Source organism: Treponema sp. OMZ 805 (assembly GCF_050937395.1).
Classification (GTDB): domain Bacteria; phylum Spirochaetota; class Spirochaetia; order Treponematales; family Treponemataceae; genus Treponema.
Map to the genome: position 1 here is coordinate 23,527 of NZ_JACCLP010000001.1, position 22,249 is coordinate 45,775.

A 22,249-nucleotide genomic window follows, 5' to 3' on the forward strand; every position below is an offset into this window, starting at 1 on the left:
AAGAACTGCCGCATCTGAAGCGACAAAAACGGGGAGGTGAAAAATGAATATACACGACTACGGATTTTATCGGGTTGCTGCGGTAGTTTCTCCCTGTGCGGTTGGAGATTGTGCCGGTAATGCCGAGCGAATTATCAGTGCATTGCGAAAAAGCGCCGAAATGGGCGCCGATATTGCCGTATTCCCTGCATTGGCGCTCACGACCTCCAGCTGCGGTACTCTTTTTGGGCAGCGGTCATTATTGAATGCTGCAGAAGATCGACTTGAGTATATCGTCCGGCAAACTTCCATGGAGCCTATTATCGGTGTGCTCGGTTTCCCATTCTTTTTTTCAGGGAACATCTACAGTGCTGTTGCCGTCTTCAGTAGGGGGACTATCTACGGTATTGTACCGCTTGATGGAACCGTACATTCCCGCGTTTTTTCCATATATGACGGAAGAGAACCCTCGGTAATTCTTACCGGCTTGCAAAATACCGCTGTTCCGTTCGGTTCGGATTTGCTGTTTGAAGTGGAAAAAAGCCGGTTTTCGTTTGTAATCGGCAGCGAAAAAAATGCACGGAATCAAAGTCAAGCCGAAAACAAAAACACTTCTCCGGCGGCGGACAATACTCTCACGGTAACAGGATCGGCGCTCTACATTGAGCCGCTCGCACAGGCGTCGTTTGCAGGTTCTTTTACGGAACTCTGCCGCAGCGCTGCTGCTCGGTCAAAGCAGGAAAGAAATACGGTTTTGTTTGTCAACGCCGGTTGGGGGGAATCTACAACCGATACTGCCTGTGCGGGCGAGCGGGGTATTTATGAAAACGGCGAGTTGTTGGCGGCAGCAAACGGCTTTGAGCTATCCACCTTTAATAAAACATCAGGTGATTTCAATTTTTCCGGCTATGAAGATGAAGCTGCTATTACCCTTGCAGATATGGATTGCGAGGCTCCCTCCGGTCTCGGCCGTAGTCCGTCGGCTTGCCGCCGTATTGTTATCCCGACCATTCCTTCCCGAGGGGTACTGCTTGTCCGTCCGCGCAACCCCAATCCGTTCATCCCTCTTGCGGTACAAAATAACGAGCAAGCATGGGAGAGCTTTTTCTCGCAGGTAATAGAACTTCAGGGACGCGGGCTTGCTAAGCGTATGTACCATACGGGGTGTACAAAAACCGTGCTCGGAATTTCGGGCGGCTTGGATTCCACATTGGCGCTTTTTATTTCAGTCCTTGCTTCTCGAATGCTCCGCCAGAAACCCGATTCGGTTACGGCAATTACTATGCCCGGATTCGGAACAACGGATAGAACCAAGTCCAATGCGCTCAAGCTTGCCGAGTTGCTTGGATGTACCGCCCTGACTATTCCCATAGAAAAAGCGATGATGCAGCATTTTGCGGATATCGGACATCCCACAGATCTCTGCAATACCGTTTATGAAAACGCGCAAGCTCGTGAGCGTACCCAAATTCTGATGGATAAAGCAAATCAGCTCGGTGCACTGCTTGTCGGCACGGGGGATCTTTCCGAATCGGCGCTCGGTTGGGAAACGTATAACGGTGATCACATGTCGATGTATAACGTTAATGCCGGTATCCCCAAAACACTGTTGCGCCATTGTATTCGCTATGTTGCAGCCTATCCAACCGCCTTTTTGCCGGATGCCGATAAGCATACCGAATTCTACGCCGTTGTACAGGATATTCTCGATACGCCGATTAGTCCCGAACTGCTGCCTGCACAAAAACAGATCATTACGCAAAAAACCGAGGACATACTCGGTCCCTATGAGCTGCATGATTTCTTTTTATATTATATTCTCCATACGGATTTCAGTCCTGCAAAAATTCTTCTGCTTGCCGAACATTGTTTTTCTACGGAACAACGGTATAATCGTCAACAGATACTCGGCTGTATGCGTATCTTCTACCGGCGGCTTTTTTCTCAGCAGTTTAAACGTTCCTGTGCTCCCGACGGTGTGCAGGTAGGTTTCGGTAGTTTTTCTCCGCGAGGGATATGGCAAATGCCGAGCGATATGAACGCTGCCGTCTGGATCGCCGAACTTGAAAAGTTGTCGGAGGTATGATAGATTGTTTCAATGTTTCATACAATTGCCGCGTGGATAGGGCAGTATATTTCTTATTTTCCGTTGGTTATTTTTATCAGCTTGCTTCTCGGAGGATTTAACCTTCCGATTTCGGAAGATATCATTGTTATTACTGCAGCCTTGCTCTGTAAACAAGAGAAAGCATCTATTCCTGCCTTCTATGCTGCTCTTTATTTTGGAGCAGTGATCAGTGATTGCCTTGTGTACTTTTGGGGATGGCTTTTAGGGAGGGGCAGGATTTCCAGCAGATTCTTTTCAAAATTGATAAGCGAAAATAGTGTCATTCGTATTTCCCGTGCCCTTAACCGGCACGGTTTTTTTACCTTTTTGTGTGGACGTTTTATTCCTTTCGGTGTACGTAATATTATTTCAATGACATCCGGCTTTGTCAATTTTCCGTTTTATAAGTTTGCTTGTTTTGACGCTATTGCAGCGGTCTGCAATATTTCGGCTTTATTCTGGCTGGTCTACTTTCTCGGGCAAAGGGGCAGTCATTTTATGAAGATTATCGGAATTGTGCTTTTACTGCTTTTTATCGGCTTCAGTATTTATGTTATGCGATCGGAAAAAATCTTTAAATCTTCACAAAAGGGGCATAGCGCCGAATGATGCATAATATGTATCGGTAAAGAGGAGACAGTATGAATAGATTCGTAATTATCGGTTTAGGCGCGTTCGGTGTCCGTATGTTGGAAGAACTGCTCCGTTTTACCGATGAAGTTATCATTATTGATAAGGATCCTAATCTTATTAAAAAGTATGAAGGCAAGGCTGTTAAAGGCTCTGTCGTAAATATCACCGATGAAGAGAGTCTCCGTAGAAATATTCCTCAAAGAATCGGTACTGCGATTGTTGATCTGGGCGGTAGAATTGAGCTTTCGCTGATGGTAACCAAATATTTAAAGCAGCTTGGCATTAAAGAGATTGTCGTAAAGGCCGAAACCGACCAACATGAGAATTTGCTGTCCATGGTCGGGGCAACCAAGGTGATTTTTCCCGACCGTGAAGCGGCAAAGCGGGTTATGCCGATGTTGGCATCAACTTTGTTGTTGAATTTTCTGCCGATTTCAGCGGATCTTGCACTGGCGGAAGTAAACATTAATGAAAAATATATCGGCATGACGCTCCTTGAAGCAAATTTACGGAAAGAACTCGGTCTCAATATTGTGGCAGTACGCAAGCAAGATTCTGAAACTTTTGAGTTTATTGAACCTGACTATCGGTTTGCCGCAGATGATATTCTCCTTTTAGCAGGTTCGGAAGAGCATATCTTTGCTTTCTCTCATCATAAAGAAGATTTACATAAAAAAGAGCATATAAGTCTTTTCCGTATGCTCTTTCCGCGTTTTCAGCTTTAGATTTTTCGTAATCTAAATTTCAATCTCATTCATTTTCCGCTCTGCGTAGGGCCAAAAGAAATGTGCCATAATGCCGCTTGCGAGCAGCGGAATACCGCTAAAACACAGCAAATAGCAGTGCTGCGGCATAGACGTCAGCGTTGCTGCCGTTACGGTGATGCTTAAAAGCAACAGGTCGGAACATAGCATGATGATAGTGTTCAGATTATGCTTAACTGCCGCTGCGGGTGTGTCCCAGTGGAGCTTTGGACGCGCGGTATCCAGCATCAGCGCAAGTAGGTTGCAGAACAGGGCGAGCGAGAGTGCAATTATAAATGCAGTGATGGTTGTCAGCGGCGTTAGCGAAAAAAGAAGCGCAATGCCGCCTACACCTATTATAGAACCGATACCTGCAAAGAGCATTGCATGTGCAAGCTTCGCCTGCATATACCGCTTTATTGAAAGGGGGAGACTTTTTATTAATCCAAGGTTTTTTGCATCACGGGAAACGGATGTTGCCGCGATGCCGGGTGCCGAGCCGAGAAAAGCGCCGCATACCCCTGCAATCATAAGCCCCGTACTGCCCTGCATAAGGACTTCCGTTTCCGGCGGTAGGTTGAGCGAGCCGGTAAGGTACATAATGCCGTAGATGAGCGGCAGCAGTATCATCGTGAACGGCCCGTTTAAAAGATACGCCGGCTCGCGGTTCAGTATATGGATTTCCCGTAACAGTAATGCAGTAAAGGCTGAGCGTCGTGTGAATCTGCGGCGGATAAATTTCGCCGTTTCGGAAGCGGCGAGCCGTTTTACAGCCTGTTCATCAAACCCGTCCAGCGTTTTTTCATACACTCCCGAAAGCAAAGCGATAAGCGCTGCCGGAATTGCAATACAACTCGCGATAAACGGTAGAAACGAACCGATCGATGCAGAAAAAGAGTTCGCTGAGAGAGCTGCTGCAAAAAAACGTACGGGTAGCAGACAGCGTGTAACGGCAGCAATACCCTGCCGGGTGTGTGTAAGAACTTCTACTAAGTTAGGACGCTCGTGCAGCATATTGACCGATTGTACAAAATAATTGATTCCAAGCGCCATCACGATACCGAGTAGACCGGTAATCAGCATTACGAATCGGCGCTGTTTAAAAATCTTCGTCATCCTCATAACGATGATGTTGATAAGGTAACACAGTCCGATAACCGGCAGCGGAAAAAAAACGGCGCCGGTTAATGCCGTTATATAGAATGCAGCCGGTGAGCGCTCATAGTATCCGTATACTGATGCGGTAACTCCGAAAAAACTTATCGAAATAATCAGAGCCGGTAAACAATGGGCAAGGAATTTTGCACCGAAAAAAATACGGGATGGAATAGGCATCGCCCGCAACGTTTGTTCGATGCTTCCGATATAATATGTGGAAAGCGTCAGCAGAAAATTGGAAATAAAGAGAAAGGCAAACAACGCTGTGATTTCAATTTCAAACAAGAGACGCTGCATCCCTAACGGCTGTAAACTCTTGTAGAGATTTATTGTGAGCATTCTGAACAACATAATAAAGCAGCCGCCTATGTATATTAAAAATAGGATGAAAATCCCCGTTTTAACGATAGAGGTAGTTTCTCCCGTATTTTCAGCAGCGCTGCCGAAAGTTTCTTTCCTTGAGTTATTTCCTGCGGCTCTTTCTTTAATGGTTATTACCGTTTGCCCTTGCGTGTGTAGGTTGCCGCGGTGAGTACGGCTGCTGCTTTTCCGGATAAAATCTTGCCATCGGCTGATTCCGAATACCGTCATCGCATAGATGCGGAATAGGAACTTAAAAACGGCAGCATACTGTATGCCGGTCTTGTTTTTTTGATGCATATACATGTCCTTTTGCAATACGGGATGTCTCAAAGGTTGGTTACTTTTTCGCTATCCCGTATATTTTCAAAAGGATGTTATTTTGTAACTTTGGTGATCTTCACTGTCCATTCGCCGCCGTATTCGATTTTATGTACTGCTGCGAAATTATCCATGTTTAATGCCATCGATAAGCAATCGAGGCTATTGTAATACAGCAGCGGCTTTCCGTCGGGAACATCACCGAAACTGTTCACATACGGCATAGAACCGGTATACACTTGCTTTCCGTTATTGAATACCGTTACCTGCACGACATCATTGACGGCTAATTTTAATGCATCAGCGGTTTCACGGCTGATATTTGTCCACACATTTCCATACTGCACATCGAGGGCGGGGATAGTGCCTAACAGTGAGCCGTTATCAAAACGAGGTTTCTCGTAAGGAAGTCGGACAATTTCTTTTTTTGCCGGTCCCACTTGCTCAAAGCTGATAATCCCCCCTGCGAGCCGTGCACCGGTAAAGGCGTATACATCACGTCCGTGGAAGGTATAACTCTTTTCGGAATTTTTCCGGCGGTTCACCGCTTCATCGATTAAACGGACTTCCGCAATTCCTAACCGGTCTGCAACAAGCGTAAGTGTTCCATTGTCAGGGGTAACAATATAGTGACCTGTCTTAGTCTTTAAGACAACCGAATCGCGGTCGGTACCGACACCGGGATCAACTACCGATACAAAAACGGTACCTGCCGGCCAGTATTCTACTGTCTGAAAAAGTCGATACGCTGCATCCCAGATACTGTAAGCCGGTATTTCGTGGGTAAGATCGTAGAGCGGAATCGCAGCCGATTGAGTAAAAGCAACCCCCTTCATTGCCGAGACAGCTCCGTCCTTTAATCCGAAGTCCGTTTGAAATACCAACGGTCGAGAATTTCGGGGCGTTCCCGCACAGCCGGAAATACCGATTGCAATTATCAGCATACCCGCTGCAGCCAAACCGAATAACCTTTTACTGCACATAATTCCTCCTATAAAACCAACTTTACTTTTACAAAGTTGATCTCATCAGCTGGTGGACAAGGATGTCCATCAGCTGATGAGAGTTTTTAAAACTCATCAAAAGAAACGTCGTCCTGCTTTACAGGGGTATCGCTTCCTTCGGGGACATTTTCTATGTTTTTAACGGCCGATGTATTTGAATCGAATTCATCGTATTTGTCATAGTCGGCTTTTAATTCTTCTACAAGTTGTAAAAGTGCTTTTTCGTCTAATGCTTTTAAAACATCTTGACATTGTGCGGGTGAAATTGCAATCCGTATTGCAGGGCAGTTAGCGCCGTCGCTCGCTTGCGTTGTCGCATTGGCAAGAATGAAATACGGTCGCTGCGGAGTAATAAACTGATAATCGAACCGCAACGTTGGGAGCGCTTCATGTGCTCCACCGAATAATCCCCACGTCATTACGACATTGGTTTTTCCAAATGCTCCTTTTTTCTTTGCACCTTCAAGAGTCAGTGTTTTATCTGCGAAGGCTGCGAGGTATTGTTCAATAGCATCCCGTAGAAGTACACGCTCTTTCTTTTTTAAGGAAATCCAAATATTATCTCCCATCATTTTATGATGGAATTTAACAGTGTTGGTTGACGGCTCAAAAACAAAGCTGATGTCGCGTGGCAGTAAATCGTTGGAATAACGTTTTACTATATTGAGATGCAGTACACCTAACGACTGAACCGGATAATTGCCGAGGAAGTCGGGATCATGCTTTTTTGACGTAGAGGCACAGGCACCGCTCAAAAGGACAATACCGAGCGTTGCAAGCAATAAACACAGGGGGGTAATACGTTTCATAATAACTCCTATAAAAACTTGAGCTAAAAAGCTATGCAAGGATTAGTTAGACGGCACTTTTTAGCATATCTTTTTATCCCGCATTGTACGGAAAACATTCTCTTAATGCAAGGTCTTTGCATCGATGTCTTTGCATCGATGTCACAGGGTAAACGCATCAGGTGAGTAGGTAAAAACCAGTGAATATCATTATGTGCTGCAAGCTCGGAGTTTTTCCATAAAGCGTTTTTTATTGACAATTGCCCGTACATGGGTGCCGCTGCCGATAATTCCTCTATCGTTTGATACTTCCGCTTTAAAAGTCAAGAATTTTCCATTCTCACTGATGTCTATCAGTTCGGTATGGACATACACTTTCATCCCTTCAAGGGTTGCTGCAGTATGTTGAATGTCAACTTTTACCCCGACCATCGTATATCCTTCTTCCAAGAATGGAAGTACGCTGAGTGCTGCAGTCCGCTCAATTTTTAAAACCATGTTCGGCGTCGAAAACACCTCAAGCGTATCGTCACCGTCTTGACTGGCCAACATTTCTTTTGTAACGGTAAAGCAAGTATCTCCTTTAATTCCGACTTTCATATCAACCTCCTACACCTACTACTTTATTGCACCGGCGGTCATTCCCTTAATAAAATACTTACTCATAAATAAATAGAGAATCATCATCGGTAAGATGGCTACAGTTAATCCGGTAAAGAGGAGCGTCCAGTTGGTACTGTGCTGACCGAAAAAGGTACTGAGGCCGACCGGTAGGGTTTTCAAACTTCTATTATGTAAAAAGACGAGCGGGAAAAAGAAGTCGTTCCAAATAGGAACCGCATTGTAGATGGTTACCAACGCAATCCCGGGTGCGATGACCGGCATCATAATTTTGCTGTAAATTGCAAAGTCGTTACATCCGTCGATTCGCGCAGCATATTCAAGGTCTGCCGGAATAGCCTTAAAGAAACCGGAAAGGATAAATATCGTCGAGGGAATACCCATTGCAGTAAAAATGAAGATAACCGACAAAAAGTTATCCATAAGCCCAAGTTTTCTGATAATCATAAAAAGCGGGATAATAGCGGCTTTGAGCGGCAGCATAATACCGCTTAAAAAGATCATATACAACAGGGTATTCCCTTTGAACACGTAGCGGCTGATAGCATAAGATGCCATCGAACCGAACAGCAGCACTAATACCATAGAGGATACCGTTACGATGATGCTGTTGAGAAAGAAGGTACTGAACCCCATATCAATCCAAACCCGTTTGTACGAAGAAAAATCGGGATTTGCCGGTAAGGCGAACGGGTGTTGGAGAATCTCCCGTGTGGGTTTTAGCGAGGATATGACCATATTAAAAAGCGGATACGCAATCAAAATAACATAGACAATCATCAGTATTAAAATACCGCCGATTACAAGGCTCTTTATCGGAGAGGCAGTTTTAATGCGCCAATTCATGTTCATACCTGTGTCTCCTTTGCTTTTCCGATTGCGACGGATACGAGCGAAATACAAAAGGTCATAATGTAGATTATAACAGCGATGGTACTGCCGATACCGATTTCGGGGTTACCCGTATCGACCGAACCGAAGGCTGTGCGGTAAAAAAGCGTACCGATGGTGTCGGTGCTGTAGTTCGGTCCGCCGCCGAGGTCGGTCATGGTGTATATCTGTTCAAAAACATTTAAGCTGCCGATGACGGTTAGTACCGTGATAACCGTTATGGATGGAATGATGAGTGGAAATATGATTTTCCAAAATAAGCCTACTTCGCTTACGCCGTCTATGTATGCGGCTTCGATACAGCTTTGATCGATTGAGTCGATGGCTGCAAGGAATACGAGTGAAGGAAAGCCTACCCAGCGCCAAATGTTGGTTGCGATAATGGCAAAGGTTGCCGTGCTTTCATCGCCGAGCCATGCCCGCCGGAGAGAGGAGAGGTCGATGAGGTTCAAAAAGCTGTTGACAAGTCCGTCGCTCTTTAAATACATACCCCACAAAAAACCGACCGCTACAATGGAAAAAAGTACCGGTATAAAAAACACGCGCTTAAAAAAGCCATGCCCTGCAATCTTTCTACTTAATGCATACCCGAACAGCAATCCGAGGCTGTTTTGAATGAGCATCGTACAACAGAACCAGATGCCGTTGTGCTTTAACGCATTCCAAAAGCGTTCATTATACGGAAAGGTAAAAAACAACTTTTTAAAATTACCCAATCCGGTGAACGAGCCGCGGAGTAGCTGATTCCAGTCAAAGAAACTGTTGAACAGGCTCATAAAAAGCGGCAGTAAAATAAAAACGCTGACAATGAGCAGCGCAGGCGTTACGAAAAACGCAATCCATAAAAATTTACTTGTTTTTGACGTTATCATACTGTTATATTACCCGGAGCAATCGCATCAGACTCCTTTTTAGTAGCCCCGCAGAATCAATGGGTTGTTCAACCAGAATTTCGCCGCTTCGCGGCTCAAATGGTCTCACAGCCCATTGATTCTGCGATATTCATCTACATACCGGTCTGATTCGATTGCTCCGAACGTTTATTGTTGAAAAGGTTTATAGTAGGTAGCGATACCGGTTTGTACGTTCTTACAGGCTTGTTCTGCAGTTAACGTACCTGCCAAATACCCCTGTCCTGCGGCCTGCCACAGTGCCGAACCGGTCGGCTGCTCATAGCGGAACGGAACGAGGAAGATATAGCTGGTGCTGTTTTTCATCATCGTGATGACTTTTCCGACAAACGGATCCAACGAGGTATCAACACCAGGGGTTGAGCTGATCATTTTAAGATCGGAGATCAACATATTGCCTACCTCGGTAGATCCGAGAAATTGCAGGAAGGTGAGCGCCGCTTCTTTATGCTTGGTTCCGGCATTGACTGCCCAGTTCATATCGGCATAGAAGGTAACATACTGTTTTCCTGCCGTTGTACCCGGTACGGGGAACGCATCGAAATCAAGGGAAGGATTGTTCGCCTTAAAGGTACCGGCTTCATACGAACCGCCGATCATGTGTGCGGCCATTTCGTTCATAAAAGCGCCTTGAATGTCGGTATAGCCGACACCGGTGAACAGTTCCGGCATATAGGGGCGTAAGGCGCCGATTCTTTTAACCGCATCGACAAAGCGGGGATCTTCGAAGGTGGTTTTACCGGCAACGACTGCATTGAAAAAGTCGTTAGCGCCGTAGAAATTGGGGCCGACGCCTCCTAACAGCGTTTCTACCGTCCATCCGTCTTTTGAACCGTTTGCAAGCGGGGTAATTCCGTTCTTCTTGCATACTTCAAGATTGGAAATAAATTCATTCCATGTTGTCGGAACTTTTAATCCGAGTTTTTTATAGATGGCTTTGTTGTAATAGCAGAAGATCGCTTGGCTTAACGCAGGTAGACCGTATATTTTTCCGTCTTTAACGCTCCGTGCTCCCTGCTTTGCCGGTTCGGAATAGTCTTTTAAATTGGGGATAAGGTTGTCGAGCGCAAGGAGATATCCGCTGTCCGCAAGGGTCTGTAAACCGCCGTAGGCTCTGCCCATAAAGACATCCGGTCCGCCGCCGCCTTGCAGCGATGCGCTTACAATCGTGTTGTACTCGGTGTTTTTGATGGCGGTTTGTTTTACGGTGATGTTCGGGTGCTTTTTTTCAAAGGCTTTAATCACCTTTTCATAGAATTCGACATCCTCGGTACGCCATGTCCAAAATTCCAGCGTAACTTTCTCGCCGGAACCGGTGCCTTTTTCATTTGAACCCATGGCTGTTAATGCCAACGGTGTCAAGAGAAAAAACGCTGCCAAAGCTGCAATGATTTTATTTTTCATCATTTGCCTCCTTTTTTTAGGTATCTCTAAAAATTCGGTTGGATTTTTAGAGGTTTTCCTATTTTAACCGATTTTAAAAAAACGGTTAATAACCTTTTTAATTCCGCTGTCCCACAGCGCCCATTCGTGCCCACCTGCGCTTTCTTCATAATAATGCGCGATGCCGTTTTCCAGTAAAAAACGGTGGAAGTCGCGGTTGACACCGATTAAACTGTCCGATGTGCCGCATTCAAGGGAGAGCCGTGGGTATACTTTTCTTTGCATAGATTTTTTCATTTTGAGTACCGCATTTTTATACTCGCTTTCCATATTCTCTATGCTGCCGAATATGCCCTCCGCCCATTCGGGGGTAAAGACGGGATGTTCGGGTGAAAGCTGCTCCCGCGTCAAGAAAGCGGAGGAAATGCCCGCGGCGGCTCCGAAGTTTTGCGGATACAAACACGCTGCTCGTATCGCTCCGGCTCCTCCCATCGAAAGTCCCGCGATAACGGTATCGTCCCGCTCCGCTGAAAGATGAAACAGTCTCCGTGTCAGTCGTATCAGCTCGTCCCCGGCAAAGGCGCCATATTGCTGCCCGGGAAGTTTACCGTCGATATAAAACGCATTTTCCGCCGTCGGCATGATGACGGCAATATGCTTTTCCGTTGCGTAGCGCCGTATGTTTGTGAGCGTGAGCCAGTCCGTATGGCAGCCGTATAACCCATGCAGCAGATAGAGCGTTTTGAGCGGACGGTTTTCCTGCGCCTGCGGCTTGTTACCGGAGGCATCGGGTGCGCTGTCCTCCGCCGGAATAATTGCGCACAGTGAAACCGGACGCATAAATGATTGTGCAAAAACTTCGGTATAAACAAGTGCCATGGTACTTTTCTTATCGCATCTAAAGCTTAAGGAAACTGTCTAAAAACTTCAGTTTTTGGACAGCCCCATTTTCCTATCATTTTCAAATTTTTTTTACAGCGCAGCCTTATAAATTGCAAGAACATCAGCTGCCGTTAAGGTTTGGAAACCGCGGATTTTTCCGCTGCGGCTCCGGTGCATCACAGCAGCTTCGGCCATCTCTTTAAGATGTTCTTCACCGATCCCCACTTCGTGCAGCGTCATCGGAATGCCGAGCGATGCAAAAAATTCCGACGTCTTATCGATAGCGGCGTTTGCTGTTTTGTATACGTCCGCATCTGCGGGCAATCCCCACACATTGATGCCGTATTCGGCAAGCTTATGTACGGTATTGTCGTTCAATACGTGCCGCATCCAGTGGGGGGTCAGGATTGCAAGTCCTACTCCGTGTGTAATGTCGTAAAAGGCGCTCAGTTCATGCTCCATCGGGTGAGCCGACCACATCGTCATCTTTCCGCAACCTAACAAACCGTTGATTGCCCATGTTCCTGCCCACATCAGATTGGCGCGGGCGTCATAATTATCGGGGTCATTCAGCGCAATGGGTCCGTAATGGATACAAGTCTTGAGTACCGCTTCGGCGAACCGGTCTTGTAAGTAAGCCCCATCGTCCAACGAAAAATAACTTTCAAAGGTATGGCTCATAATATCCGCAGTACCGGCAGCCGTATGCGCTTTGGGTACCGAAAAGGTGTAGCACGGATCCATCACGGAGAACTTAGGCATTACAAGCGGAACTTCAAAGCCGAGCTTTTCCTTGGTTTTAAAGTTAGTAATAACGGCTCCGCAATTCATTTCGGAACCCGTCGCTGCAAGGGTTAAGACAGTACCGAGCGGGAGGACGTTCTCCGCTGATGCCTTCCGGGTAACAATGTCCCACGGGTCGCCGTTATAGTGCGCACCGGCAGCGATTGCCTTAGCACAATCGATGGAACTTCCGCCGCCGACAGGAAGGATAAAATCAAGCTTATGTTCCCGTACCAGCGCGATTCCTTTTTCAACTTCTTCTATCCGCGGGTTGGGAGAAATGCCGGATAGTTCCGCATAAAAAATACCTTTTGATTTTAACTGTGCGGTTATCGTATCGTAAAGGCCGATTTTCTTGATACTCCCGCCGCCGTAACAGAGTAACACCCTATTGCCGTATTTTACTATCTCATCGGCAAGCCCTTCGACACTGCCTTTCCCGAACAGTATCTTTACCGGTACATCAAAAACAAAATTAAACATTATAGCCTCCCTCTGGCAATCTTTTAGTTAGTATAGTGAGATAAAGTTTATCATAGATTAGATGATTATGCTATCCTGCGGTATTTTCCGTGGTTTTCTGCTGTTTTTAAAAGTTAATGCTGTTCTAGCAACTCCGTTATCACCTCACCGATATCTCCGTTGATGCAAATTGAACGCTGCTCGATTTCTTGCGGTGAAAACGCCTCTCCGTAATTGATGCACACGTAGACCGACTGCGGATTATGTGCCGCCATGTGTTGGAACGGATATTTGATAATCCCGGGTGTGTTTGCTCCAACGCCGAGTTCTAAAAAGAGGATGCGGCTGTTTTTGTATGCCGTAAGAAAATCGGCATGGCGTTTGGCGGCAATTTGCCAACCGGCATCTTCGACAAACGTATCATCCGCTCGCAGATTCATATTCATCGGCTTGCCGCATACCGGGCAGTACGGAATCAATTCTTTAGGAATCTTCATATTGTGCTGCTGCTTATACATTGCCCGCACCAAATAATTGGAATCAATCGCCTCTGCAATTTATTTTTCAAGCACCTCGGTTTTCCAATCCTTAATCGTCCTCGTTTCTTCACTGAAGCTCGTCCCAATCAGCACAATCTTTTTTCCCTCTGTCTTATACTTTGCGATGTAGTTTTGCTTTTGTATTTGCGCGATTGCATCTTCCGCACTGCCATTTCCGGAGAGTTTAAACTCGAAGATATACACAGCATCCACTGTTTGTACAATACAATCAGTCCGTCCTGTCGAACACTGCACTTCCGTCTGCACAAACTGCCCCATCAGTGCAAAGATAAGGTACACCGCAGTCTGATAGTTTTGCTCCCGCAGCTTGCTCAAAGATGTACATCCGTGTACATCTTTGAGCTGCAAGTTTGCATGGCAAACTTGTTTCTGCATGGAACCATCGCCATCCATGGCGATTCTGATTGTGAGGTTTCCTTCGCTAATATCATACGGTATGCTTGAGATAATCGCTTGCATCCGTTCCATAAAAGAGTCAACTTTCCCCTCACGGATGTCTTGTACAAACTGCCATACCGACTTGCCTGTATCACCGAGCGGTAAACCTGAATACGCTGGTAAAAGATTATGCAAAAAACCGTACCGTACCTCATTATTCGGAAAGCCCAGCCGATACAGCCGTACATCTTTTATATATTCTTTGATAGTCAGGTATCCCGCTTGAAACAGAATAGGAAGCGTATCCTGTGCTACCGCCCGATAGGTTTGCAAGCCTTCTTCATCAAGTTCAATATTTCCATCCAAGTCAGGAATAAAGTAGTGTGTTTCTTTGAGGTAATTGACCAAAAACGTCGGCGTTCCCGTTTCAAACCAGTAGCTTCCGAATCGCTCCTTTGCAAACGCATTTAATAAGCTAAACGGATTATACATGCCTTCCCCTGCAGGTGAAAAACAGTATCCGTCATACCATTGCTGCAAGGCGGTCAATGTTTCCTGATAGGTTAAGCTTTGCTCATCGGCAAGCACTTGTATTTCAGGTTGAAAATTTGCTTCCAATTCTTTTTGGGTGATTCCGCAAATGCCTGCATAGTGTTTTTCCAGTGATATATCCCGGAGATTATTCAAATCGCTAAAAATACTGATTTTGCTGAATTTGGTAACGCCGGTGAGAAAGGCAAAGCGGATATATTCATCGCAGGTTTTAATGACGGAGTAAAATGCTTTGAGTTCGTTTCGGTATTGCTCATTCAATGCTTCATTTACACCCATCGTTTGCAAAAGCGGTTTGTCGTATTCGTCTACCAGAATAACTACTTGCTTGCCGGTCTGCTGATATGCACGTTGTATAATCCCAGCAAAACGGAGCGCAAAGTTTTGTTCAGATGGTTTAGAACCATAAAGCTCTTCCCATTTGCATAGATGATTATTGAGATTGATACTCAAATCATCAGTGGCAGCATAGTTACCGGTATTAAAGTCCAGATACAATACCGGATATTCCTGCCATGCACTTCGGTTTTCTTGAGCAGCCTGTTCTTCCTCAGCTTTTTCGAGGTACAGTCCTTTGAATAGCTCTTTTTGCCCGAGAAAGTACGCAGATAATGTAGAGAGAAAGAGGCTTTTCCCAAACCGCCGCGGACGGCTAAGAAAATAAACACGACTGCTTGTTACTAATTGAGTGATATACTCCGTCTTATCTACATAGAGATACCGGTCATTCCGTAACACCTTAAAACTCTGTACGCCGATCGGCAATTTTCGTGGAAAGCTCATACAGTAACTATAGCAGGATTTGTCTTCTCTGACAATTTCGATGTTTCTCCCAGCTCTTTCTAAAAGTCAAATGGCATAAAAATCGGTACGCGGTCGGAAAGAACAGGCATTAGTATATGATAATCTAGAACTTTCCGCATGAATAGCGGTTCCAAACAAGTATCAACTTATGTACCTACTAACGCAGAACACGTTTCATAGCGTTTTTTCAGATCAAAAGGATGGGGCGGGCAATTCATGGGGATGTCCCAAAAGTTGGTTACTTTCGGGATATCCCCGTCGAGTTTAAAATTAAGTCTTTATACAGTAATGACTTAATTTTAAACGTCGCATCTAAATCTAAGGAAACTGTCCAAAAACTGAAGTTTTTGGACAGCCCCATGAATTGCTTATGCGGCAGGTCGATTATGTAATCGAAGCGTCGTAGATACTCTTAATCGCAGCAGCGAGCGTTTTGTCGAATTCTTCTTGCGACTGTTGTGCGCGGAGATCTTCAGCAAGGGCACGGGAGAAGCTTGCAATCATGCCGTGGTTCTTTGCCAGCAGGGCATTGGCTTCTTCTCTGCTGTAGCCGCCCGAAAGCGCAACGACACGCACAACCTGCGGATGGTCGATAAACTCTTTATACAGGTCTGCCTGCGTCGGGATACTCAGTTTGAGCATAATCAATACATCCTTCGGCAATTTTGCAATGTGGTCGTGAATTTCTTGTTTTAGAATATCTTCGCACTTTGCTTTATCGGGGCTGTGAATGTCTACTTCCGGCTCGATAATCGGTACTAATCCATGCTTTGCAATCTGTAGCCCGATTTCGAACTGCTGGTCGATAACTTTTTTGATACCGGCCGGATTTGCTTCCTTTATCACAGAGCGCATTTTTGTACCGAAGATATGCTTCTGTACAGCGCGCTGCAGCAATGCTTCCAAATCGGGCATCGGCTTCATCATCTGAACACCTTCAGCTAAGTCTGCAAGTCCCTTATCGACCTTTAGGAACGGAAGAACGCCGCGTTTATCCCACAGGTAATCTGCCGTAGGAATGCCTTCGATATCGCGATCCATCGTTTGTTCAAAAAGAATAGCGCCGAGAATGTGTTTTTTATCGAATTCTTTGCTGGTGATAATCCGCGTGCGCATGGCATGCACCATATCAAACATCTCTTTTTCATTGGAGTAGGCATCTTTCCCGACACCGTAGGCAGCTAAGGCCTTAGGTGTGCTACCGCCGCTCTGATCAAGGGCTGCGATAAATCCTTTACCGGTGTGCATCCGTTCTATTTTTTGCTTGTCCATCATAAAACCTCCTGCAAAATAGCATTCTTTAAAATTGAGCATAATTTAGCATTTAAAACTAAACTCTATCTATTAGTATATCTTATGAATGTGAAAAACGCTAGCCTAGCTTCACATATTCGGATTTTCGGCATATAATTAGCACATACGAGGATAATATATGCAAAAAGTTTATGTGGATAGTTTTTTTCAAACTATGGAATTTCATATCCATCGTGATATACGTGAAAAATGCCGTTTTTCAAAAACGCTCTTTTCATCGACGGGGAATGTAATTATACGGAATATCAACGATGTTTATGCCTTTACTTTTCAGTATAACGAGGTTGTCGAGTCGGGCGCATTCGGGATGCCGGTGCATCCAGAACAGTATTTAAAAGCAGGACAACTGAATGCGATGGGGCTCATCGACGAAATATTCCATTATATGTGCCGCCTCTACCGGCGGGATGTACGCGCCGATTTTTTTAGTAGCGGGTATGACTTTGTGCAAGCGGAACTTGCAAAGGAACAGTTGCCCGATCTCGACGATTTATTACTCGAATTTTGTATCGAATTTCCTCCTGCTGAGGTTTACGGCGGGACGATGACGGTTGAAGATTGGTTCTGTAATACCGATCCGGTATCGGGTATCGAAAATAAATACCGTGCGTTTGAAGAACTCATTTTGTGTAAACTGGCAAATGAAAATCCCGCATTTCAGCCCTTTTACCCTCTTTTTACCGATGAACAGCTTGCAGCGAATCCTTCGTATAATTGTTTTTGGGACAGCCTTTGTGAATGGGCGTCTCAAAACGAAGTATTCGGTCCTGAAAAAATCGATCTGATTTCGTTGCTTAAAGCCCCCGTTTCTTATGCACCGTTTAGCTTGAAGGGGCAGCTTGAATATATCAAAATGCACTGGCTTGATTTGCTCGGCGAATTTATCGGTAGGCTCTTAACAAGTCAGGATATCCTTTCAGAAGAGGAGAAAGCTGCTTGGCAGGGCGGTGGCGGCGCTGGCGGACACGATGCTTATCATTTTGAAGATCTGACGCAGGAATATGAACGGTTCAGCGCTGACCGGGAATGGATGCCGAATGTTGTGATGATTGCCAAAAGTACACTGGTATGGTTGGATCAACTCAGCAAAAAGTATCAGCGCTCTATCACTCGCCTCGATCAAATTCCCGATGAGGAGCTTGTATTCCTTGCAGAAGCAGGCTTTAATGCGCTGTGGCTTATCGGAGTGTGGGAACGTTCCCCTGCAAGTGCGCGGATTAAACAGATATGCGGAAATTTGGAAGCGGCAGCGAGTGCGTACAGTTTGACGGATTATGAGATAGCCGGAGATATCGGCGGATGGGAAGCGCTTGAAAATCTGCGCAGACGTGCGGGTGCGTGCGGTATTCGGCTTGCCGCGGATATGGTGCCGAATCATACCGGCATAGATTCAAAATGGGTCATTGAGCGGCCTGATCTTTTTATACAAACCCGCGAAAGTCCTTTCCCGGGCTATAATTTTGACGGAGAAAATCTTTCTCACGATTCCCGTGTCGGGATTTACCTCGAGAACCATTACTATTCAAAAACGGATTGTGCGGTGGTGTTTAAACGGGTCGATCACTATACCGGCGATACACGGTATATTTATCACGGGAACGACGGAACGGGTCTGCCGTGGAACGATACCGCTCAAATTGACTTTCTCAATCCTGAAGCCCGTGAAGAAGTTATCAGGAAGATTTTGCACGTTGCGCGGAATTTTCCGATTATCCGCTTCGATGCGGCAATGGTGCTGGCAAAAAAGCATATCCGGCGGCTGTGGTATCCTGAGCCGGGTCGGGGAGGAGATATCGCAAGCCGTTCTCGCTTTGCGCTTTCCACAGAGGAGTTCCAAAAGCGGCTGCCCGAAGAGTTTTGGCGTGAGGTAGTAGACCGCTGTGCAGTTGAAGCTCCCGATACCTTGCTGTTAGCCGAAGCCTTTTGGATGATGGAGGGGTATTTTGTTCGCACGCTTGGAATGCACCGTGTGTATAATTCCGCATTTATGAATATGCTGAAGAAAGAAGATAACGCAAAATACCGGATGACTATCAAGAATACCCTCGAGTTCGATCCGCAAATATTGAAGCGCTATGTCAATTTTATGAACAATCCCGATGAAGAGACCGCTGTCGCACAGTTTGGGCGGGATGATAAATATTTCGGCGTTTGTACTATGCTGGTTGCGATGCCGGGGTTGCCGATGTTCGGGCACGGACAAATTGAAGGCTTTGAAGAAAAATACGGTATGGAATACCGCCGCGCTTATTACGATGAGCAGGTGAACATCGGTCTTGTGGAGCGGCACCGTCGGGAAATTTTCCCGCTGATGCGGCAGCGCCGTTTGTTCTCCGGTGTAGAGAATTTCCTGCTCTATGATTTTTGGACGGACGGGCAGGTAAACGAAAATGTCTTTGCGTGGTCGAACGTGTACGGCGATTCCCGTTCTCTCATCCTCTATAACAACAAATATGAACGGGCTGCAGGCTGGATCAATATGTCCGCCGCTTATGCCGTTAAAGGCTCCGGTGATGAAAAACAGCTGGTGCAACGGACGCTTGCGCAGGGGTTACAGCTGACGGTTACCTCGAATCGGTTTGTGATTTTTCAGGAGCAGCATTCAAAATTGTGGTTTATCAGAAAAAGCATTGAAATTGCGGAGCGCGGTTTGTTTGTCGCCTTAAACGGTTTTGAAACGCAAGTGTTTTTGAATATTCATGAGGTAACCGACACTCCGGATGAACTATATCGGAAACTGTACGAAAAGCTCAAAGGCAGCGGGGTTGCGGATGTCGCAATGGGTATCAACGAGATCAAATTTAAAAAGCTCTACGATTCGCTTGCTGCATGTGTTTCTGAGGAGATATTGGAGAATTGTATTCAACTGGTAAAGGATTGTAAGCATACCGAAAACCGACACGCGACGGAAGCTCATATCCAATCGTTTATCAACAAGCTTGAACCGTTAGCCGCTGCTTTCCTGACCGCTTTAGATGAAACATATCGTAGTAATCAGGCCGAGCAATTTCTCGCGGCAGGGATTCCGGCAGCTAAAACATCCGTCAAGCGGTTGTTGACGCTGTTCCGTGCACGTATGTACCGGTTGCTCCTCTGCGCCTCAGGTTTACTGATACAAGAAATGCCGTTGACTGCGGCAACCTCTGCCGTAACCGTATTTATTCATAAAATGTGCGGAACGGCCTCTCAGCTTTTCGTATCGTTCGGTTCGGTATTTTTGATGGCTGTTGAAGATATTGCCGTTTATTACAAGATGGAGGAAAATATCGGAAGGCTTTTTGCCTTTTTGCACCTCGAAGAAAAACTTACGACGCTGATTCGTTCGACCGGTTTTGATATCGATCCTATTGAAAATAAAGCCGATACGGTAAAGTACCTCTATTATGTGCACAATGCCCGCGGAAAAAAATCTATCCGGCGAACCGGTATTGTCCATCGGATGGCGCAGGATCCCAATGTTATTATCCGTCTCCATATTCACGAATGGGACGGCATTAAGTGGTTTAACCGTGAAGCGGCGGAATTGATTGCCGACGATATGGCAGCGATGCTCTTTCTTTCTGCCGCACGGCCGGTTACACAGGCAGAGTGCATTCAGAAAACAGCCGCTTCAGTAGAAAAATACTGCCGCTTTGATGCGGAATTTTCTGAGGCAATCCACAAGTCGGGATACCAAGTAGATCGGTACCTCAAGCTCTTTGCCGGTACGCTAAAGTAGTGCGGTTGATTCGTGCAAGGTATGTGAAATCAAAATGAAAAAGTATTGTTTTTTTCTCTTATTGGTGCTGACGCTTGCTTCCTGTGAGCCTGCCGTCAGAAAAGAAAGTCGCACCGTGTTTGCGCTTGGTACGGTGTGCAGTATCCAACTATTTACGGAAAAACCGCAGGCGGAAGCCGACGCCGTATTACAGACCTGTACACACCGGCTTGAAGAGCTGGAACGGCATTTAAGCGCAAATGCCGAAATCTCCACGCTTATCGATATCAATAAGGCGTCCGGCGTCTCTGCGGTTAATGTACCGGCGGATATCTATCCGCTGTTTGAACGGGCTGTTTTTTTTGCCGAAAAAACGGATGGTGCCTTTAATCCCGTGATCGGCGGGGTTGTGAAGCTCTGGAACATCGGCTTTGAGAATGCACGGAAGCCCGAAGATCGGGATATTCAGGCGGCGCTTTCTCGTACCGACTATAGGGATATACAGCTGACAGGCTCAGCGGTTTTTCTTAAAAAGGCAGGGATGAAGCTTGACCTCGGGGCGATTGCGAAAGGGTTTGCCGCCGACGAGCTTACCCGTATTGTACGGCAGGCTGGGATTTTACACGCCGTAATCGATATCGGCGGTACTATTTCCGTTGTGGGAAAGCGGCCGGACGGCAAGCGCTGGAATATCGGTATCCGCGATCCGCGTGTTCAGCAGGGGCAACCGATCATTTCCGCCCCGATTGAAAGTCGCAGTATTTCCACGTCCGGCAGCTACGAGCGGTATTTTGAGCAGGACGGCGTCCGCTATCATCATATTATCGACCCTGCAACCGGATATCCGGTACGGAATAATGTGATAGCGGTATCAGTTTTTTCCGATTCGGCAACCGACGCGGACGCTTTGTCGACGGCATGCTTTGTGCTCGGCTATGAGAAGGCGGTAAAGCTGCTTGCGGAAATCCCCTGTGCGGAAGCGCTCTTTATCTTTGGCGATAACAGCATCCGTACAACCGGCAGCCTTGAAAAAAATATTATGATTTTAAATTCCGCTTTCCGCTTTGTGGACAGGGAGTCGTCTCTATGAAAATTATAAAAAAAAGTACCCGCGTGCAAGATATTTTACAGGTGGTAATCCTTTTCGGTTTTGCGCTGTATTGTACCGGTGTCGTTGTTTCCGGCTCGGCATACCGCTATGTGCATGAGCGGCACGTCCCCATGCTGTTGTTTTCCGCAGCGGTGTTTTTTATTATCGGTGTGCTCAAACTTAAAAGCGTTATGCAGGGGTTGCAACCGCATACCTCATTTTTTAATAGCGGATATGCTGCTGTTTTTGACCGGTTTGAGGGAGGAAGCCGTAGCGGGTACGCAGGTGTTTTCGGTCTTGCTGTTTTCGCCGTTGCCTTGGCCGGTATGGTTTCCGCTGCAAAAACCGGTATTGCATTTTCTCAGTTTTCGTATGCGGATTCTTTGGGCACTCAATATACTGCAGCGCCTCCGGCTCAGACAGCTCTAAGTCGAATTGCCCCGCCGCAACTGCCGCTGCAAGACGGACGCATCATTATGGATGACGACACGTTTTCTCTGTGGCTTACCGAACTCTATACCAAACTTGATAAATGGGTAGGTACGGAAATTACGGCAGTCGGCTCTGTTTGGAAAGACAGCGAATTATTTGAGCAGCATGATTTTGCCTTAGCCCGTATGATGATGACGTGTTGCGCTGCCGATATGCAGCCCGTCGGGTTACTTGCGCAGTGGAGCGGCGCTCAGGAACTAACCGACGGCGAATGGGTGGAAATTACCGGAACGCTTTCAAAAAAACCGTATAAAGCCGGATTTGACCCGTACATTATCGTAGCGTCCGTAAAGAAAGTTGATCCGCCGGGGCGGGAATACATTTATCCGTAATCGG

General features: G+C 46.2%; 18 protein-coding genes. 6 read left to right on the plus strand and 12 right to left on the minus strand.

Annotated features, from left to right (window positions below; genetic code table 11):
• Positions 1-43: 43 nt before the first annotated feature.
• From HGH47_RS00120 to HGH47_RS00130, 3 genes are read left to right on the plus strand one after another with little or no spacing between them, the layout of a single operon-like run.
• A complete protein-coding gene (locus tag HGH47_RS00120) occupies positions 44-2,065 on the plus strand; it encodes an NAD(+) synthase (RefSeq protein ID WP_212565281.1) in 2,022 nt (673 codons plus the stop codon).
• Between the two features lie 12 nt (positions 2,066-2,077).
• The gene (locus HGH47_RS00125; RefSeq protein ID WP_212565280.1) at positions 2,078-2,695 is read left to right on the plus strand and encodes a DedA family protein; all 618 of its coding nucleotides are present in this window, start codon (positions 2,078-2,080) and stop codon (positions 2,693-2,695) included.
• 32 nt (positions 2,696-2,727) lie between these two features.
• Positions 2,728-3,444: a potassium channel family protein gene (locus HGH47_RS00130; protein WP_432909545.1), complete on the plus strand. Its 717-nt coding sequence runs from the start codon at positions 2,728-2,730 to the stop codon at positions 3,442-3,444.
• 12 nt (positions 3,445-3,456) lie between these two features.
• Here the strand turns inward: HGH47_RS00130 and HGH47_RS00135 are convergent, their stop codons facing one another.
• The 12 genes from HGH47_RS00135 to HGH47_RS00190 all read right to left on the minus strand — a co-directional run bounded on the left by HGH47_RS00135 (position 3,457) and on the right by HGH47_RS00190 (position 16,592).
• Positions 3,457-5,280 carry a putative ABC transporter permease subunit gene (locus tag HGH47_RS00135; protein WP_432909548.1) on the minus strand — a complete coding sequence of 608 codons (1,824 nt, stop codon included), beginning with the start codon at positions 5,278-5,280 and terminating at the stop codon, positions 3,457-3,459.
• 77 nt (positions 5,281-5,357) lie between these two features.
• Complete coding sequence (locus HGH47_RS00140) at positions 5,358-6,284, minus strand: SAM hydrolase/SAM-dependent halogenase family protein (protein WP_432909551.1); 927 nt, start codon at positions 6,282-6,284, stop codon at positions 5,358-5,360.
• An 86-nt stretch (positions 6,285-6,370) separates the two neighbouring features.
• Positions 6,371-7,114, minus strand: a complete 744-nt coding sequence (locus HGH47_RS00145; RefSeq protein WP_212565278.1) for a hypothetical protein — start codon at positions 7,112-7,114, stop codon at positions 6,371-6,373.
• Positions 7,115-7,303: 189 nt separating this feature from the next.
• The gene (locus tag HGH47_RS00150; RefSeq protein ID WP_212565277.1) at positions 7,304-7,693 is read right to left on the minus strand and encodes a thioesterase family protein; all 390 of its coding nucleotides are present in this window, start codon (positions 7,691-7,693) and stop codon (positions 7,304-7,306) included.
• Between the two features lie 18 nt (positions 7,694-7,711).
• Positions 7,712-8,566, minus strand: coding sequence for a carbohydrate ABC transporter permease (locus HGH47_RS00155; protein WP_253675501.1), 855 nt, complete (start codon positions 8,564-8,566; stop codon positions 7,712-7,714).
• Positions 8,563-9,477: a carbohydrate ABC transporter permease gene (locus HGH47_RS00160; protein WP_253675500.1), complete on the minus strand. Its 915-nt coding sequence runs from the start codon at positions 9,475-9,477 to the stop codon at positions 8,563-8,565. Before HGH47_RS00160 ends, HGH47_RS00155 begins: the two co-directional genes overlap by 4 nt.
• A gap of 168 nt (positions 9,478-9,645) precedes the next feature.
• Positions 9,646-10,923 (minus strand): ABC transporter substrate-binding protein, encoded by a 1,278-nt coding sequence (locus tag HGH47_RS00165; protein ID WP_253675499.1) that lies wholly within the window; start codon positions 10,921-10,923, stop codon positions 9,646-9,648.
• A 60-nt stretch (positions 10,924-10,983) separates the two neighbouring features.
• The gene (locus HGH47_RS00170; RefSeq protein WP_212565274.1) at positions 10,984-11,778 is read right to left on the minus strand and encodes an alpha/beta hydrolase; all 795 of its coding nucleotides are present in this window, start codon (positions 11,776-11,778) and stop codon (positions 10,984-10,986) included.
• 93 nt (positions 11,779-11,871) lie between these two features.
• The gene (locus tag HGH47_RS00175) at positions 11,872-13,047 is read right to left on the minus strand and encodes an iron-containing alcohol dehydrogenase (RefSeq protein WP_212565273.1); all 1,176 of its coding nucleotides are present in this window, start codon (positions 13,045-13,047) and stop codon (positions 11,872-11,874) included.
• 113 nt (positions 13,048-13,160) lie between these two features.
• Entirely contained in the window at positions 13,161-13,523 is a 363-nt protein-coding gene (locus tag HGH47_RS00180; protein ID WP_230974402.1) for a hypothetical protein, read from the minus strand.
• Positions 13,524-13,583: 60 nt separating this feature from the next.
• Positions 13,584-15,299: an ATP-binding protein gene (locus HGH47_RS00185; protein WP_212565272.1), complete on the minus strand. Its 1,716-nt coding sequence runs from the start codon at positions 15,297-15,299 to the stop codon at positions 13,584-13,586.
• A gap of 405 nt (positions 15,300-15,704) precedes the next feature.
• Entirely contained in the window at positions 15,705-16,592 is an 888-nt protein-coding gene (locus HGH47_RS00190; protein ID WP_212566599.1) for a fructose bisphosphate aldolase, read from the minus strand.
• A 160-nt stretch (positions 16,593-16,752) separates the two neighbouring features.
• Between HGH47_RS00190 and HGH47_RS00195 the strand changes: the two genes are divergently transcribed.
• The 3 genes from HGH47_RS00195 to HGH47_RS00205 are packed head-to-tail and all read left to right on the plus strand — an operon-like array spanning position 16,753 to position 22,245.
• Positions 16,753-20,352, plus strand: a complete 3,600-nt coding sequence (locus HGH47_RS00195) for an alpha-amylase family glycosyl hydrolase (protein WP_212565271.1) — start codon at positions 16,753-16,755, stop codon at positions 20,350-20,352.
• A gap of 34 nt (positions 20,353-20,386) precedes the next feature.
• Complete coding sequence (locus tag HGH47_RS00200) at positions 20,387-21,421, plus strand: FAD:protein FMN transferase (RefSeq protein ID WP_432909560.1); 1,035 nt, start codon at positions 20,387-20,389, stop codon at positions 21,419-21,421.
• The gene (locus HGH47_RS00205; RefSeq protein WP_212565270.1) at positions 21,418-22,245 is read left to right on the plus strand and encodes a TIGR03943 family putative permease subunit; all 828 of its coding nucleotides are present in this window, start codon (positions 21,418-21,420) and stop codon (positions 22,243-22,245) included. Before HGH47_RS00200 ends, HGH47_RS00205 begins: the two co-directional genes overlap by 4 nt.
• Positions 22,246-22,249 lie beyond the last annotated feature (4 nt).

Coding starts and splice junctions, on each gene's coding strand:
- HGH47_RS00120 (WP_212565281.1), top strand. CDS start 44: ATGAATATACACGACTACGGATTTTATCGGGTTGCTGCGGTAGTTTCT.
- HGH47_RS00125 (WP_212565280.1), top strand. CDS start 2,078: ATGTTTCATACAATTGCCGCGTGGATAGGGCAGTATATTTCTTATTTT.
- HGH47_RS00130 (WP_432909545.1), top strand. CDS start 2,728: ATGAATAGATTCGTAATTATCGGTTTAGGCGCGTTCGGTGTCCGTATG.
- HGH47_RS00135 (WP_432909548.1), bottom strand. CDS start 5,280: ATGCATCAAAAAAACAAGACCGGCATACAGTATGCTGCCGTTTTTAAG.
- HGH47_RS00140 (WP_432909551.1), bottom strand. CDS start 6,284: ATGTGCAGTAAAAGGTTATTCGGTTTGGCTGCAGCGGGTATGCTGATA.
- HGH47_RS00145 (WP_212565278.1), bottom strand. CDS start 7,114: ATGAAACGTATTACCCCCCTGTGTTTATTGCTTGCAACGCTCGGTATT.
- HGH47_RS00150 (WP_212565277.1), bottom strand. CDS start 7,693: ATGAAAGTCGGAATTAAAGGAGATACTTGCTTTACCGTTACAAAAGAA.
- HGH47_RS00155 (WP_253675501.1), bottom strand. CDS start 8,566: ATGAACATGAATTGGCGCATTAAAACTGCCTCTCCGATAAAGAGCCTT.
- HGH47_RS00160 (WP_253675500.1), bottom strand. CDS start 9,477: ATGATAACGTCAAAAACAAGTAAATTTTTATGGATTGCGTTTTTCGTA.
- HGH47_RS00165 (WP_253675499.1), bottom strand. CDS start 10,923: ATGATGAAAAATAAAATCATTGCAGCTTTGGCAGCGTTTTTTCTCTTG.
- HGH47_RS00170 (WP_212565274.1), bottom strand. CDS start 11,778: ATGGCACTTGTTTATACCGAAGTTTTTGCACAATCATTTATGCGTCCG.
- HGH47_RS00175 (WP_212565273.1), bottom strand. CDS start 13,047: ATGTTTAATTTTGTTTTTGATGTACCGGTAAAGATACTGTTCGGGAAA.
- HGH47_RS00180 (WP_230974402.1), bottom strand. CDS start 13,523: ATGAAGATTCCTAAAGAATTGATTCCGTACTGCCCGGTATGCGGCAAG.
- HGH47_RS00185 (WP_212565272.1), bottom strand. CDS start 15,299: ATGAGCTTTCCACGAAAATTGCCGATCGGCGTACAGAGTTTTAAGGTG.
- HGH47_RS00190 (WP_212566599.1), bottom strand. CDS start 16,592: ATGGACAAGCAAAAAATAGAACGGATGCACACCGGTAAAGGATTTATC.
- HGH47_RS00195 (WP_212565271.1), top strand. CDS start 16,753: ATGCAAAAAGTTTATGTGGATAGTTTTTTTCAAACTATGGAATTTCAT.
- HGH47_RS00200 (WP_432909560.1), top strand. CDS start 20,387: ATGAAAAAGTATTGTTTTTTTCTCTTATTGGTGCTGACGCTTGCTTCC.
- HGH47_RS00205 (WP_212565270.1), top strand. CDS start 21,418: ATGAAAATTATAAAAAAAAGTACCCGCGTGCAAGATATTTTACAGGTG.